This is a genomic window from Ruegeria sp. AJ12 (assembly GCF_056536245.1).
Map to the genome: position 1 here is coordinate 3,560,053 of NZ_JBQFJJ010000001.1, position 14,409 is coordinate 3,574,461.

12 protein-coding genes are annotated in these 14,409 nt (G+C 55.3%); 4 read left to right on the top strand and 8 right to left on the bottom strand.

Features of this window, described 5'->3' with window-relative positions; translation table 11 throughout:
* Positions 1-233: 233 nt before the first annotated feature.
* Genes ACR3E0_RS17800 through acdA form a run of 5 tightly spaced genes read right to left on the bottom strand, consistent with a single transcriptional unit; the run spans position 234 to position 6,909 of the window.
* Entirely contained in the window at positions 234-1,688 is a 1,455-nt protein-coding gene (locus tag ACR3E0_RS17800; protein WP_480480183.1) for an NAD-dependent succinate-semialdehyde dehydrogenase, read from the bottom strand.
* Positions 1,685-2,857 carry a CaiB/BaiF CoA transferase family protein gene (locus ACR3E0_RS17805; RefSeq protein ID WP_480480184.1) on the bottom strand — a complete coding sequence of 391 codons (1,173 nt, stop codon included), beginning with the start codon at positions 2,855-2,857 and terminating at the stop codon, positions 1,685-1,687. Before ACR3E0_RS17805 ends, ACR3E0_RS17800 begins: the two co-directional genes overlap by 4 nt.
* Entirely contained in the window at positions 2,854-4,074 is a 1,221-nt protein-coding gene (locus ACR3E0_RS17810) for a pyridoxal phosphate-dependent aminotransferase (protein ID WP_480480185.1), read from the bottom strand. Before ACR3E0_RS17810 ends, ACR3E0_RS17805 begins: the two co-directional genes overlap by 4 nt.
* Positions 4,061-5,683 (bottom strand): thiamine pyrophosphate-binding protein, encoded by a 1,623-nt coding sequence (locus ACR3E0_RS17815; protein WP_480480186.1) that lies wholly within the window; start codon positions 5,681-5,683, stop codon positions 4,061-4,063. Before ACR3E0_RS17815 ends, ACR3E0_RS17810 begins: the two co-directional genes overlap by 14 nt.
* 8 nt (positions 5,684-5,691) lie before the next feature.
* Complete coding sequence (gene acdA / locus ACR3E0_RS17820) at positions 5,692-6,909, bottom strand: 3-sulfinopropanoyl-CoA desulfinase (RefSeq protein ID WP_480480187.1); 1,218 nt, start codon at positions 6,907-6,909, stop codon at positions 5,692-5,694.
* A gap of 94 nt (positions 6,910-7,003) precedes the next feature.
* Between acdA and ACR3E0_RS17825 the strand changes: the two genes are divergently transcribed.
* On the top strand, positions 7,004-7,888 hold the full coding sequence (locus ACR3E0_RS17825) for a LysR family transcriptional regulator (protein WP_480480188.1): 885 nt from the start codon (positions 7,004-7,006) through the stop codon (positions 7,886-7,888).
* A 363-nt stretch (positions 7,889-8,251) separates the two neighbouring features.
* On the opposite strand, the gene ACR3E0_RS17830 is transcribed toward ACR3E0_RS17825, so the two are convergent.
* The 3 genes from ACR3E0_RS17830 to ACR3E0_RS17840 all read right to left on the bottom strand — a co-directional run bounded on the left by ACR3E0_RS17830 (position 8,252) and on the right by ACR3E0_RS17840 (position 11,300).
* Positions 8,252-9,094, bottom strand: coding sequence for an asparaginase domain-containing protein (locus tag ACR3E0_RS17830; RefSeq protein WP_480480189.1), 843 nt, complete (start codon positions 9,092-9,094; stop codon positions 8,252-8,254).
* 214 nt (positions 9,095-9,308) lie between these two features.
* Positions 9,309-10,412: an o-succinylbenzoate synthase gene (gene menC, locus ACR3E0_RS17835; RefSeq protein WP_480480190.1), complete on the bottom strand. Its 1,104-nt coding sequence runs from the start codon at positions 10,410-10,412 to the stop codon at positions 9,309-9,311.
* Between the two features lie 39 nt (positions 10,413-10,451).
* Complete coding sequence (locus tag ACR3E0_RS17840; protein ID WP_480480191.1) at positions 10,452-11,300, bottom strand: MurR/RpiR family transcriptional regulator; 849 nt, start codon at positions 11,298-11,300, stop codon at positions 10,452-10,454.
* Between the two features lie 130 nt (positions 11,301-11,430).
* Between ACR3E0_RS17840 and ACR3E0_RS17845 the strand changes: the two genes are divergently transcribed.
* Genes ACR3E0_RS17845 through ACR3E0_RS17855 form a run of 3 tightly spaced genes read left to right on the top strand, consistent with a single transcriptional unit; the run spans position 11,431 to position 14,342 of the window.
* A complete protein-coding gene (locus tag ACR3E0_RS17845; protein WP_480480192.1) occupies positions 11,431-11,979 on the top strand; it encodes a TRAP transporter small permease in 549 nt (182 codons plus the stop codon).
* Positions 11,980-12,011: 32 nt separating this feature from the next.
* Positions 12,012-13,256: a TRAP transporter large permease gene (locus ACR3E0_RS17850; protein WP_480481084.1), complete on the top strand. Its 1,245-nt coding sequence runs from the start codon at positions 12,012-12,014 to the stop codon at positions 13,254-13,256.
* Between the two features lie 51 nt (positions 13,257-13,307).
* Positions 13,308-14,342: a TRAP transporter substrate-binding protein gene (locus tag ACR3E0_RS17855; RefSeq protein ID WP_480480193.1), complete on the top strand. Its 1,035-nt coding sequence runs from the start codon at positions 13,308-13,310 to the stop codon at positions 14,340-14,342.
* Positions 14,343-14,409: the final 67 nt, after the last annotated feature.

A 14,409-nucleotide genomic window follows, 5' to 3' on the forward strand; every position in this document is an offset into this window, starting at 1 on the left:
CAGACGACGGTACTGACGAAAACGACCGCAAAAATCACCAGAAAACACTTGCAATGCAGGAGCCACCCACAGATGCCGTTCGCTGCGCTCACTTGATCTTGAATGTGGCTGATACAGGGACCGAGGAAAGAAGCTGACATTTCTCGTCTCACCAAAAACGATCCATTCGCGCGCGTTAACCGAAACGTGGGCAGCCAAGAAGACCTCCACCGTCTAGCAATGTTTCCGTGGTTTTAGGTTAAGCCGCCAACGGAGATCAGTTTCTCTTCAAGAAACTCCCTGAGCCCACCCAACCCACCCTCTCTTCCAAGACCACTTTCTTTCACGCCGCCAAATGGTCCCTCGACCATCGATACGCGGTGATCATTGATCCCGAGCAGGCCACATTCGATTTGACGACCCACCGCCCAGGCCTTTGCAAGATCGCCGGAATAGACATAGGCCGCCAGACCAGCGGACACTGAGTTTGCTTGCTGTACTGTGTCTTCGATTGTTGCAAAGCGCGTCATCGCCGCAACCGGCCCGAATATCTCCTGGGTCAGGATAGGTGCATCGCTTGGGAGATCTTCGAGTAGCACCGGTGCCAGATAGCAGTTTTCAGAGACTTGATCGATTCCGATTGAGATGGTGGCGCCCGCCCCAACGGCGTCGGCGACCAGCGCCGTGACGTTGTTCGCTGCGGCACCCGAAATCATCGGTCCCATGGTTGTATCCGCCTCCAACCCACTTCCCACCTTTAAATCGGCCAGCATCCTTTTCTTGAGACGGGCTGCGAACTCTTCCGCAACCGAATGCTCCACTAGGAGCCTGTTGGCGCTGATGCAGGTTTGGCCAGCTTTGCGAAAGCGCGATTCAAGAAAATGGCTTGCTGCGAGATCGAGATCGGCATCCGCAAACACGATGAACGGGGCGTTGCCACCAAGTTCCAGGGAGAGCTTTTTGACGGTTTTGGCGCACTTCTCCGCCAGCAGCTTCCCAACGCGCGTCGATCCGGTGAATGTGAGTTTCCGAACGATCGGGCTGTCGCAGATGATTTCACCGAAGGTCTCCGGTCGCTCTGTTGGCAGCACAGAAAAAAGCCCCGCTGGAACGCCAGCTTGCTCTCCGAGGGCCGCCAAGGCCAGGGCCGATAGCGGGGTTTCCGGAGAAGGCTTCAAGATAACGGCGCAACCGGCCGAGATCGCCGGAGCCACCTTGCGGGCCACCATAGATGCCGGGAAGTTCCATGGGGTGATAGCAGCCACAACGCCAACCGGTTCATGTACGACCATCACCTGACGAGGGGCGCCGTCGAACGGCAGTACCTCGCCACGGTTGCGACGCGCTTCCTCAGCAAACCAGGAGAAATACGACGCCGCATTCTCCACTTCCGCAACCGCCTCACGCAACGGTTTCCCTTGCTCGCGTGTAATCAGTTTCGCAAGCGGATCTTTGTGCTCAAGGACGAGGTCATGCCAGGCGCGAAGTACCTTCGCGCGCTCATGGGTGGACGAAAGCCGCCAAGCAGCAAAAGCCCTCTCAGCAGCGCGCAGAGCTGCATCAATCTGTGGTGGACCACAGTCCAGAACGGACATGATGGTCTCACCTCTCGCGGGGTCGGACACTGCGAAGCCAGCCTCACCTGTTACCCACTCACCGGCTACAAAGGCGCTAAACTCGGGGACGCCCCCGACGATGTCGTCGATCATTGCAGTTCACTCAGGACTTCGTCGGTGTGTTCGCCGAACTTCGGTGGTGGGCGACGATAGCTCACCGGGGTTTTGGAAAAACGCAGCGGGTTCCCGATCATGTCGATCTTGCCCAAGGCCGCATGTGCACTGGGAATGCTGACTTGCATCTCCCTCGCTGCTACTTGATCCGAGCCAAAGACGCGATCCAGCGTGTTTACTGGTCCTACTGGAACGCCAACACCTTCCAGCCCATCGATCACATTGTCTATCTCAAAGCTCGCGAGAGCATCTGAGATCAGATCAACGAGAATATCGCGGCTGGACAGGCGCGCGGGATTTGTCGCAAAACGCGAGTCCTTGGACCACTCCGGGTGACCAATCCACTCCGCGAAGCGGGAGAACTGACTGTCATTCCCAACCGCGATGACCACATGACCATCCCGTACCGGAAAGACCTCGTATGGCACGATATTTGGATGTCCGTTGCCCCGTCGTTGAGGCAATTCGCGGCTGGTCAGATAGTTGGCGCCTTCGTTGATCAACCACGCTATCTGCGTATCCACAAGCGCGAGATCAATGTGCTGCCCTTCCCCTGTCTGATCGCGATGCCGCAAGGCCGCGAGGATGCCGGATGACGCGTACATCCCACACATCACATCGGCGATGCCGACAGCGACTTTCATCGGCTCACCGTCAGGTGCGCCTGTGAGCGACATGATCCCGCCATAGGCCTGCGCCATGAGATCATATCCCGGTTTGGTGGCGTTCGGTCCCGTCTGGCCGAACCCGGAAATCGAGCAATAGACAAGGCGTGGGGCCAAACGGGACAAACTTTCGTGGTCCAGACCGAACTTCTTCAACGCACCGGGTTTGAAGTTTTCGACAAGTACATCGGATTGCGTCGCTAACTTCCGGACGGACTGTTGTCCTTCGGGGCTTGCGAGATCGATCGCCACGGAGCGCTTGTTCCGATTTGCGCAAACGAAGTAGGTGCTGAGGTCCGATGCGTTGCCATCGACGCCAGTAACAAAAGGGGGACCCCAGCTTCTCGTGTCATCACCAGCGGTGCGCGGGTTCTCGACCTTGATGACATCCGCTCCCAAATCCGCAAGAAGCTGCGTGCATGTGGGACCGGCCAGGATACGACTGAGATCGAGGACCTGCAGGCCTGTCAGAGGTCCGGTCATGCTGCAACCTTCAACGATCCGACCGCTGTTTTGATGCGCACACAGGCGGATCGCAGGTCATCCTCGGAGGCGGCTGTCGAAATGCGGATATGGGGTGACAGCCCGAAGGCAGCACCGGGCACGGTCGACAGATGATGTGTTTCCAGAAGCCAAGTGCTGACCGCGGTGTCGTCCGTCAGGATGACGCCGTCGGGTGTCGTCCGACCAATGAGGCCTCCAACATGTGGGAAGACATAGAAAGCGCCTTCCGGTCGCAAACAGGAGATGCCGTCGATCCCGTTCAGCGCATCAACGACGATGTTGCGGCGGTGTTCGAAGCTTTTTGCACGGTGCACAAAGAAATCCGTCGGACCATCAAGTGCCGCAACCGATGCCGCTTGCGAGATGGAGCATGCATGTGTGCTGCTTTGGCCTTGGACCGCATTCATTGCCGCGATCAGGGATGCCGGACCCGCGCCATAGCCGATGCGCCACCCGGTCATCGCGAAAACCTTCGAGACGCCGTTGACCAGCAAGGTTCTTGGTTTCAGGTCGGGGGCGACATTCAGGATCGAGACGAAGCGGTGAACCTCAAACATCAGATGCTCGTAAATGTCATCGCTAAGGACCCAAACATTTGGATGCCTGCGCAACACTTCCGCAATGACCGCGAGCTGTGCCTTGCTATAGGCCCCGCCTGTTGGATTCGAGGGCGAATTCAGCATAAGCCATTTGGTCCGCGGCGTGATGGCTTTTTCAAGCCGTTCCGGCATCAAAAGAAACCGGTCCTCCTGCGGGCAGTCCACGATAACAGGTGTGCCATCGGCGATGGCGACCATATCGGGGTAGGATGACCAGTACGGTGCGGGAATGATCACTTCATCGCCTTTTGACAGCGAGGCCACGAGAGCGTTGTAAATGACCTGCTTTGCACCGCCGGAGACGGTGATGTCTTCCGGTGCATAGTCGAGCGCATTGTCACGCTTGAGCTTGTCGCAGATCGAGGACCTGAGCGCTGGCGTGCCGGCCACAACGGTGTAGCGCGTTTCATCGTTATGGATGGCCTCTATCGCGGCAGTCTTCACGTGATCGGGCGTTTTGAAGTCCGGCTCTCCGATCCCAAGATCGATGATCGGATGTCCCTTGGCTTTCAGGGCACGGGCCTTGGCCACAAGTCCCATGATCATTGAAGGTGCGACAGCAGCCAATCGGTCGGCCCGCATATCAGATCCGTCCATCATACGCCCCCCTGTCAATCACAGCGGCGATAACCGTGAAGCTATCTGAGGATTGTGCAGCAGAAAGTGCATCTTTCAGTTCTGCTGCCGTCCCGACGGTATGACCCGCCCCACCAAAAGCCTCCGCCAGCCGGGCAAAATCATGTTTGGCAAAATCCACGCCTGCATTCTTGAGCTGCCGCCCGCGCTGCTTGATTTCAATCAGCGCGAGGCTGGCGTCTACGAACACCACGAAGATGGTCTTCAACCCGAGCTCCGCCGCCGTAGACAATTCACCGGCGACCATCAGCATGCCGGCGTCCCCAGAGAAAGACACAACGGTGTGCTCGGGTTCGATCAGGGAGGCGCCCATCGCCAAGGGCGCCGCGCAGCCCATCGTGCAAAGCGCGGAAGACTGCAACAGGCCCTTCGGAGCGTAGCAGCGCCACTTCTGTGACAACAGAATACGGTGCGCGCCGGAATCGACCGTCGCAACCGTGTTCTTTGGCAGCATGTCGCGACAGATATCAATGACCACCCCAGGTCCCCACGCCCCCGTCTCTACAAAAGCCGTGGTCAGGTTGTCACGCACCGAGTCAATTCTGCCACCTGACCAGCTTGGCGTTGTCGCAATGCCATCTGACAAAGCGTCCAACGTCAGCCCGACATGGCTGACGAGCTGGAGGGTCGATTGATGCATGTAGTGGGTGTTGGGCTCGGCTGCGATGTCGATGACATTGACAGTTTCGGGATCCCAGACATCGCGCCACCCAACCCGCATTTCGATGGGGTCGTAGCCAGCACAAATGATCAGATCGGCCTCCTGCACAAAGGGCAGCAGAATATCATCGTTCTTGGGCGACAGGCCCGCACCGCCCAGGCAGAGGGGATGATCTTCCGGGACGATGCCCTTGGCTTTGTATGTCGTGATGACCGGTACGTTCTGCGCTTCGCAAAATCGCAAAATCGCTGCGCTTGCATTGTCCTTCAAAGCGTCGAGGCCTGCAATCATCACGGGTCGCTTGGAAGACGCGAGCCAAGAGCGGGCCAGTGTGAGATCATCTTCCCCAGGAACAACCGCGCTGACCTTGGCCCGGCGGCGCATCTCAACCGGTCCGGGCTTTGCATCGGCCACAGAGATCGGGACGTCTATATGAACAGGACCGTCCCGGCCATCCGTGGCAATGGCCACTGCTTTGTCTGCAATCGTGTCCGCCCCTTCTGCAGTCAACATGAAGCTCGCCTTGGTGATGGGACGGAATACGGCCTGATGGTCCAGAACCTGATGAGTATAAGTCAGGGCTTCGGTTGCATCGACACAGCCAGTCAGGACGATCAAGGGCACGCGGTCTTGCTGCGCGTTCGCAACGACATTGACTCCGTTGAAGGCACCGGGTCCGACGGTTGCCACCAAAATGCCCGGCGCGCCCGTCATGTGATGCGCGCCCTCGGCCATGAAGCCGGCGCTGTTTTCGTGTTTGCACAAGATGAACTTGATGCCTGCCTTTTCCAGCGCATCAACAATCGTGAGCACCTCGCCGCCCGGCATGCCAAATGCATGCCGGCAGCCAGCCTCGTAGAGCCGCCGCGCGACGAGGTCGGCGGCCCGAAGGTCTTTGTCAGTTTTCATGAGATCTCCTATTCAGCCGCGAAGCGCGCCGTATCTGTGAGGCGCGCATATCCATCACGCGTCTGTGGTGTTTTGATGCCAAGAACGTTCCCGGCGACTTGTGTTCTAAGGATTTGAGCCGTTCCACCGCCTATGGTGAACATGCGCACATCCCGATACATACGTTCCAAGGGCTCGCGGTCGCTGTAGCCACGTGCGCCGAACATCTGCAGCGCGTCACTGACGACTTTGATTGCCATCTCCGAGGCAAAAAGCTTGGCACGGGCGGCCATCGTCATATCAGGGTACTGGCTGCCATTCGGGCCACGCGACCGTGCCGCTTCATGCAGCAACAAACGGGCTGCGTGCACTTGCGTGTCCATATCCGCGACCATCCATTGAAGACCCTGGAATTCCGCGAGCGGACGCCCAAACTGCTCGTGCTCAAGGAGGTAGCGTTTCGCATGTTCGAGCGCCCCTGCGGCAACACCCATGGCGATGGTGCCAGCACCCACGCGTTGCGAATTGTAGGCATTCATAAGATCAGCAAAGCCCCGCTTGAGGCCAGACGGCGGTCTGACCAACCACTTTTCTTCGATCTCGACATTTTCGAACCGAAGCTCCGCTTCCGGCATCCCGCAGAGGCCCATTGTGTATTCGCGGCCCACGACGGTGAACCCCTTTGGCATCTCGCCGGAGAGCGCATCGGCAAAGAGGATGAAGCCGCCAATACCCTGCTCGACACCCGCTTCATCGAGGACGCGGGCAAAGATCAGGTGAAGTTTTGACGCCCCACCACCGGTGATCCAGTGCTTTGCCCCGTTGAGGACATATGTATCGCCCTGTTTCCGGGCGGTGGTCTGCATTTCGGTTGCGGCACTTCCGGCCTCGGGTTCCGTGATGCAGATCGCGGGTTTGTCCCCGGCCAGTACATGCGGAGCGCAGAAGACCTTTTGCTCATCATTGCCATAGCCCATCACGGCGCTGATTCCGCCCATGTTGCCTTCGACAACGATGCGCGCTGTAAGCGTGCAGGCTTTCGCGATCTCTTCGACCACCATGGCGACGTCGAGGAAGCTTGCGCCCTGTCCGCCATATTCCTTCGGAATAGACATCCCCATGATCCCGGCATCGGCGAGTTCACCAACGTTCTGCCAGCAGTAGACCCGGGATTTATCCCACTCTGCAGCGCGTTTCTCGAAGCCCGGTGCTAGTTCTCTGGCGACGCTCACAAGCGGATGTGTCATGGCATGTCCCTCATTCTCTTTTCGTCAGAATACGCTTGCTAAAATCCAACACAATCGAATAAGATTGGATATCAAATACAGAGTTTCTTAAGTAATGCAGACACGCTCTCTCCGAACCCTGGTCCGGGTGTCAAAGGTCGGCTCCTTTGCCAAAGCAGCCGAGCAACTGAACATGACGTTGTCCGCCCTTTCCATGCAGATGAAAGCGTTGGAAACGGAGCTTGGTGTCGATCTCTTTGACCGGTCTGTGCGACCGCCGCGCTTGACGCCTATCGGACGGACCATCGTCGAGGCCGCGACGCCGCTGCTGCAAAGCGAGGACAAGCTTCTCGATCTGTGCAGGCCCACGGATACATTGGTTGGACATTTCCGGATCGGCTTTGTGACCTCCGCCGCCGTTCGCCTGCTGCCTGATTTTCTGAAGAACGCCACGCGAGATGCGCCACAGGCGACCTTCGAATTCGAGACCGGGCTCTCAAAAGTGCTGCAGGAGAAGGTTGTGAATGGGCAACTCGACGCCGCACTTGTCACGGATGCCGAAGGCGTTCCAGATGCGCTGTCAGAATTGGTGCTGAGGGAAGAACCTTTTGTTTTTGCGGCCCATGAAACCCTCCTAAAGGACGGCCTCTCGGGTTTGCTGAGTGAGCAGCCATTCTTTCACTTCATGCCCAACACGGGCATCGGGAAACTCATCGCAGGTGAAATGCTGAAGCATGACCGACCAAAGGGGTCCGAGACGATCGTTCTCGATAACCTGGAAGCCATCATGGAATGTGTCTCAGCGGGACTGGGATTTACGCTTCTGCCCGCTCCTGATGTCGAAAGATATCGGTCCGCCAAGGTTAAAAGGCTCCGTCTTCCAAAGACTTCAGCCCGAAAGTTAGTTCTCGCCACTGTGCGTGACGGCGCATTGGCGGGACGCGAAGCGACGCTCGCCGAATTGTTTTCAACGGATGAAGTTGGCGCCATGGACGACTGAGAAATCTTCCTCCACTCTTAGCGTTCGACTATGCAGATCGGGTGGTTTCCGGGGTCTCGGCCTCCTCCCATGTCCAGACACAGATCCAGATACCTCGTGCGTTTAAACATCACGCCAGACAGGAATCCAACGTCTACATAGCGGTAGGCTCTCACAGGGGGTCCAAAAATTTTTGGAGTGTCATTTTGCCCGATGCCGCAAGCGACTCCATGGAGGCAAATTCCTAAACAAGTGGAATGTTCAAACTGAATTGGTGCCGAGAAAGCGGGACGATCTATTGCGCAGTGCGGGGGGATTTAGAACAATGCTATCATACATCGACGGTCGAAATGCGTTGTCCCGCACTCGGCGACACAAATTGCCTCACCCATCGCTTTGGAAACTGAACTCACCACAATGGCACTCACCAAGGAATTCATGTTTAGCTTGGTAATCGTCGCACAACGATAGGCAGAAGTGCATTTTTACATACGCCATTTCCAGGGTGGTGTCTCGCCCATCGACAACGTCGTTGTCTCGCATCACACTGCTGGCAGCATAGGTTCCCATCTTCATCCCGCCCTTTGGGCATTGGCTGACCGCAATAACCGGCAATTCTCGAACACGGGCATTGTCCAGGGCCAGTCGTATTTCCGGTGTGTCTGGAGCAGTTCCTGATCCATAGCATCGCAAAACCAGTCCATCGCATAGGTCAACGGCGCTGGTTAAAAGATCTGCGCAAGTCCCTGGGGCAAAAGAGAATATGCCTACATCTAGTTTTGCAACTGTGATAACATCAAGTTGGTTTCCGGGAACAAGGGGGGCTGCAGCACAGGTTATTGCCTCAAATGCATCAAAAGAGCCTGCATGCGACTTGCGAACGCGAGCCCCATGCAGAAGCCTGCCTGCAAACTGCACCCAGACGCCAGGTGATCCGTTTTCTGCCGCGTTTAGCGCATCGCTCAGGTTGCGGTAACCATCTGTACCTTCGACCGTCAGAGGGAGCATGGCACCGGTCACAATCACCGGCTTTTGCAAACCCGGCATCGCGAGGCAGAGCGCTCCTGCAATATAGGCCAATGTATCCGTCCCATGGGTGACAACAAAAGCAACATGGCTTAGGCTGGTGTCGAGAATACACTTGGCAAGTCTGTTCCAATTGGCCGGTGTCGCCCAGGCGCTTTCGATCAAAGGCTCGAGCATTTGAATACCAACCGGTGCCTCCACGTCACCAGCCGCAACGCTTCCTCAACCACACCTTTTTGAGGCGCATACCCGTCGTCAGTTTTTGCCATCCCAATGGTTCCACCGGAGTGGATCAACAAGACTCGTATGTTTGATTTTCCGTGAGCTTTGGATTTAAAGAAGCCACTCGTAAGTTTTTCAATCCAGCACCAATACCGTTGCGCAGAACGAAGTCACCACTACAGGTAGTATGGCCTCATTGGATATATGAGTGATTAACTGTAAGTCTGTTCAATATTTCTGGGTTCGGTTCAAAACCCAGCCCAGGCTTCGTTGGTGCTGAAACTGTCGCCTCCGATACCGTTATGTGCGGACTTGCCAGATCATTCTCATAAAAACGACTAGACGGAAAGATGTCACACGGGTACTTGATGTTCGGCATGGTTGCCAAGGCCAGCGAGGCTCCTTGTCCCACACCGGATTCCAAATTGCCGCCAACCCAACACGGCACCCCATGTGCCTGACAAAGATCGTGAATTTTTAGGGCCGGCGTTAGTCCTCCCACGCGCCCGACTTTGATGTTAATCCACCTGCAGGCACCAAGTTTAAGAGCTTTTTGAGCCTTTTCCACAGAGTTGATGCTTTCATCCAGGCAAATAGAAGTTTTGATGGCTTTCTGAAGCTCGGCGTGGTTGACTAGATCGTCGTGGGACAATGGTTGTTCGATCATCGACATGCCAATCTCGTCGAGAGCTTGGAGTGTCTCTATATCATCCAGCGTAAAGCAACTGTTGCAGTCGATATGAAACTGAATGTCGGGATGCGCTTCACGCACCTGTCGGAGCAGGTCAAGCGAGCCAGTACGGCCAAACTTTAACTTGATCCGCGTGAATCCCGCTGCAACCGCCTCGGCAACATCGTTCATAGTTTCTTCTGCGGTTTTCCGAATCGAAAGGTCTGCCCCAACCGCAACAGATTCTGATTGCCCGCCAATAAGCTGCCAAAGCGGCTTGTCCAGCGTCTTCGCATGCGCGTCCCACCACGCAACATCCAAAGCGCTTTTGGCAAATGGGTTGTCTTTTTGTGCTGACATCAGTCTCTGAATGTCCTCACCAGACTCTATGTTCAAGCCAATGATCTGCGGCGCGAGTATTTCGCTGATCAGGCCATAGGCACCTTTTGTATACTCCGGAGAAAAAAGCGCAGATCTGGTAGGCGCGGTCTCGGCCCAACCAACCGCTGCATCGGTTGTCATTTTGACGATAACGCTTCCGGTGCCACTGGAACTCCCAAAGGAGGTTACCCAAGGCTCCCAATATGGCATTTCGACGTGATAAACATCCACAGACAAGATTTTCATGAGTTTCTCCGTTACAAATGGCGATCAAGGACGCGGGCACTAGTTGTTGTCGTCTGCCTCAGACAAAGCGTTCACATATTTTTCCATTCGGGCCAGATGCTCTTGTGTTCGCCGACCGCCACGGCTGTGAAACTCTGAACAGAAGAGATTCAATAGGCTTGTGGTCGAACCATGTGAGTCAAGTAGGGAATTCCCTGTGGTTTGACACAGAAACGACCAGCGGGCGAACTTCAGGGTTGAAACGGTACGATGGTCGGCAAAATAGACTATCGGCACACCCATGCTGTGCAGAAGCTCCATGGCTTCTCCCAGCAGGGGCGCGCGGCGGCGCAGACCGATGGCGATGACCACGTCTTCAGGACCGGCGTGGGCCAAATCTTCCATTACGGATTGCCCGTCAACAGGTAAAAGACCCACGTCAGACCGCATTACAGAGAGATGACGGCGCAGATAGGAAGCAAAGAAATAGCCGTTCCGAAAGCCGATAACCCAAACCCGCCGGGCGGCCAGGGTGGCTTCTACCGCATCTTGAAGCTCTTGTGGATTCAGCGCCTCAAAGGTAGCGGTCAAGTTGGAAATTTCTTGTTCCACATGACCCGCAAAGCTGCCGCTCACCGAGGCATCCCGTCCTTTTGCGGTTGTGCGATATAATGCAACGCCTTTGATTTGCGCCTCGCGCACTTCAAGCTGAACTTCGCGATAATCCTTATATCCTAAGCGCTTGACCAAGCGAGAGACCGCCGAGTTTGAACTGCCTGCACGCGAGGCCAATTCGGATGAAGCGTAAATCGCGACATCCCCCGGAAACTCGAGCATCACATCGGCAACCGATTTCTCACTTCCCGGCAGCGTCTCGTATAAGTCTCTTATTTTTTCGTCGAAAAGCATCAACCCATCCAAATACATGGTGTGACCAAAATTAAAAACATATTTTCATAATTGACAAGACTAAAAAATCAATTTTACAACAGTTACAAATGAAAATGCCGACTCGAGTTGTGTCAGCCAGGGGGGGGGTATGGATCGCATCGCACGCATAGCGAAAGCAGCCAGCCTACGGGTGAACTGGGTGGTGGAACGAGTTTGTGTTCTGCTGCTGATCTTGCTGGTTTTGGATGTTTGGTTGGGCGTGATGGTTCGCTACCTAATCCCACTCCCATTGACCTTCACAGAAGAACTGGCGCGTTATCTGATGATATGGATGGCGCTTTTGGCTGTCTCGAGCGGCATTGCCTATCGCGAGCATATCGGTGTGAGCTTCATATTCGAACGATTGCCGCGCAAGCTGCGCCGCATTCTTGCGATCAGCTTTGACATCATTGCCTTTGTCTTTTTTGCAGCTCTTTTCTGGTACGGAATCGACTTCGTAGAACGCGGGTTTCGCCGCATCACGATGATTTACGGTTTGCCAAAAGGATATCCGTTTATCGGAGTGCCGCTAGCTGCAGGCGTGGCTTGCTTGCAACTGCTTCTTGTAGGCATTCATGATGCCTTTGCCTCACCTCCATCTGATCAGTCAGACGACCCCGGCGCTCAAACCGAGTCGAGTAAGCTGGAGGCGTTCTGATGCTCATCGTCTTGTTTCTTTTCGTTTTCCTAATGGCGTTTGGCCTGCCTGTTGGAATTGTGATTGGTGTTGCCGGGATGGTTGGCATATTGGACATGGGTCCACGTTTTATGGCCATGGCGCCTGATCGCCTCTTTGCCGGTCTTGACCTCTTCCCCTTCCTTGCAATGCCATTTTTTATTCTGGCAGGCGAGATCATGAACAAGTCCGGTATAACGCTGGGTTTGGTTAAGCTGGCAGAGGCGCTTGTGGGCTGGCTGCGCGGTGGCATGGCCCATTCAAACATGGTTGCTTCGGTATTGTTTGCTGGCATAACCGGTTCTGCGACGGCAGATGCGGCGGCTTTCGGCAACACGTTTGTACCGGCCATGGAAAAAGCCGGGTATACCCGCAAATTTGCTTGTGCGGTAACCGCAGCAGGTTCGATTATTGGACCGACCATTCCCCCTTCAACACTGGCGATCATCTACGGTTCGATTATGGGTGTTTCCATTGCTGGTCTCTTCGCGGCAGGTATCCTGCCGGGACTGTTGATAGCAATTGTCTGCATGATAGTGATTGCGCTGTTGGGCAAACGCCTCAACCTGCCGAAAGGCACTGAGAAACCAAGTCTTTGCTCTGTGTGGGTGGCCTTCAAGGAAGGTTGGCTGGCAGTGATCCTGCCGGTTTTCATCTTGGGCTCGATCTTGGGCGGCATCGTGACACCAACAGAAGCGGCGGCCATCGCCGTGGCTTACGCGCTTTTTGTTGGCGGCGTGATCTATCGTGCCCTGACTTGGAAAGACATCTATGTGGTCTGCGTGCGCACAACGCGTATCACCGGTGTCATCTTCCTGATCATTGCTTCGGCGAGCATCCTTGGATGGTGGATGACCTTTAATCAAATCCCGCAGGCGATTGCTTCGGGGATGCTGTCGCTCTCGTCCAACCCCAACGTCATTATCGGTCTGATTTTGTTGCTTTTGTTGGTCATTGGCCTGTTCATGGACATCAATGCCGTATTGATCATTCTGGCACCTGTCCTGGCACCGCTGACCTTTAGCATCGGAATGGATCCTGTACACGCGGGCATCATGATCATTCTCGCGTTGAACATATCGCTGATGACACCACCGGTTGGCGCCTGTCTCTTTGTATTGGCGTCGGTGACGAAAACCAAAGTGGAGGCGATTTCATCGGCGCTTTGGCCATTCATCATCGCCGAATTTCTAATCCTGATCTTGGTGGCTTTCTGGCCTGATCTCACCCTCTTTGTCCCCCGTCTGCTCGGTTTCTAGGCAGTCGGCCAATAATTCAAAACTGTCTGCGTAAACATGGAGGAACGCAAAATGAAATCTCTCAGAAGCTTAACGCTAGGAACACTTGCAGCCGTTGCACTTGCAGTTCCTGCCTTGGCCGCAGATGTAACCATCCGCATCGCTCACCTGAATCCGGAAGACCCCTTCCAAAGTAACTCTGGAGCTATGGTTTCGGTGTTCAAGGCGCTGGTGGAATCCGCGTCCAACGGAGAAATTGAAGTTCAGGGCTTCCCAAGTGGTCAGCTTGGCAAGGACAATGAAGTCATTGAGCAAGTATCCGCAGGTCTGGTCGAGGCGACCATTTCTTCTTCTGGTGGGGTGGCACAGCACTATCCGTTGGTTGGCGTTTTTGACCTGCCGTTCGCCTTCCCGAACATCGCAGTCGCAAGCCGCGTCATGAGCCTGGAGTCCAGCTTTGGCCAGAAGTATGCGACGGATGTGGAAGCAAAAACCGGCATGAAGGTCATAGGGCTTCTGGATGCGGGTGGTTTCTTCGCATTCACCAATGGCCAGCGCCCGATCACCAAGGTGGAAGATATGGACGGCTTGCGGATCCGCACCATGACACTACCAACTCACGAAGCTATCGTGAGTTCCCTGGGCGGCAGGCCAACGCCGCTGCCATGGGCAGAGGTCTACAGCGCGCTGCAAACCGGGGTTGCCGATGGTCAGATGAACCCGGTGACAATTATTGCCAATCATAATTTTGACGAAGTTCAAAATTACCTCAGTGTGACCAACCACATCATAACTCCATACACGTGGCTGATGAACGCTGAATTCTACAACACTCTGAGCGAAGAGCACCGCAACATCGTGGACTGGGCGGCAGAAGTGGCGGTCGACGCAGGTCGCGGTATGGCCCGTGTTGTTGAATCTTCCGACAAAGCTCTCCCCAAGCTGATGGAAAAAATGGAAGTCAACGTTGTTTCACCAGCAGAACAAGCACGTTTCGCTGAAGCGGCCCAGCCTGCTGTGATCGAGTTGATCAAAGAGAACTTTGGCACCGAAGGTGAAGCAATGCTTGAAGCCTTGCTGGCATCCATCGAAGAAGAAAAATCCTGACTCAAACAGCAGGCAGTCGCTCGCCCCGAAGAACGTTTGGGGCGAGCTTTCTTGTGACCCCCAAGTT

Coding starts and splice junctions, on each gene's coding strand:
- ACR3E0_RS17800 (WP_480480183.1), bottom strand. CDS start 1,688: ATGATCGACGACATCGTCGGGGGCGTCCCCGAGTTTAGCGCCTTTGTA.
- ACR3E0_RS17805 (WP_480480184.1), bottom strand. CDS start 2,857: ATGACCGGACCTCTGACAGGCCTGCAGGTCCTCGATCTCAGTCGTATC.
- ACR3E0_RS17810 (WP_480480185.1), bottom strand. CDS start 4,074: ATGGACGGATCTGATATGCGGGCCGACCGATTGGCTGCTGTCGCACCT.
- ACR3E0_RS17815 (WP_480480186.1), bottom strand. CDS start 5,683: ATGAAAACTGACAAAGACCTTCGGGCCGCCGACCTCGTCGCGCGGCGG.
- acdA (WP_480480187.1), bottom strand. CDS start 6,909: ATGACACATCCGCTTGTGAGCGTCGCCAGAGAACTAGCACCGGGCTTC.
- ACR3E0_RS17825 (WP_480480188.1), top strand. CDS start 7,004: ATGCAGACACGCTCTCTCCGAACCCTGGTCCGGGTGTCAAAGGTCGGC.
- menC (WP_480480190.1), bottom strand. CDS start 10,412: ATGAAAATCTTGTCTGTGGATGTTTATCACGTCGAAATGCCATATTGG.
- ACR3E0_RS17840 (WP_480480191.1), bottom strand. CDS start 11,300: ATGCTTTTCGACGAAAAAATAAGAGACTTATACGAGACGCTGCCGGGA.
- ACR3E0_RS17845 (WP_480480192.1), top strand. CDS start 11,431: ATGGATCGCATCGCACGCATAGCGAAAGCAGCCAGCCTACGGGTGAAC.
- ACR3E0_RS17850 (WP_480481084.1), top strand. CDS start 12,012: ATGGCGTTTGGCCTGCCTGTTGGAATTGTGATTGGTGTTGCCGGGATG.
- ACR3E0_RS17855 (WP_480480193.1), top strand. CDS start 13,308: ATGAAATCTCTCAGAAGCTTAACGCTAGGAACACTTGCAGCCGTTGCA.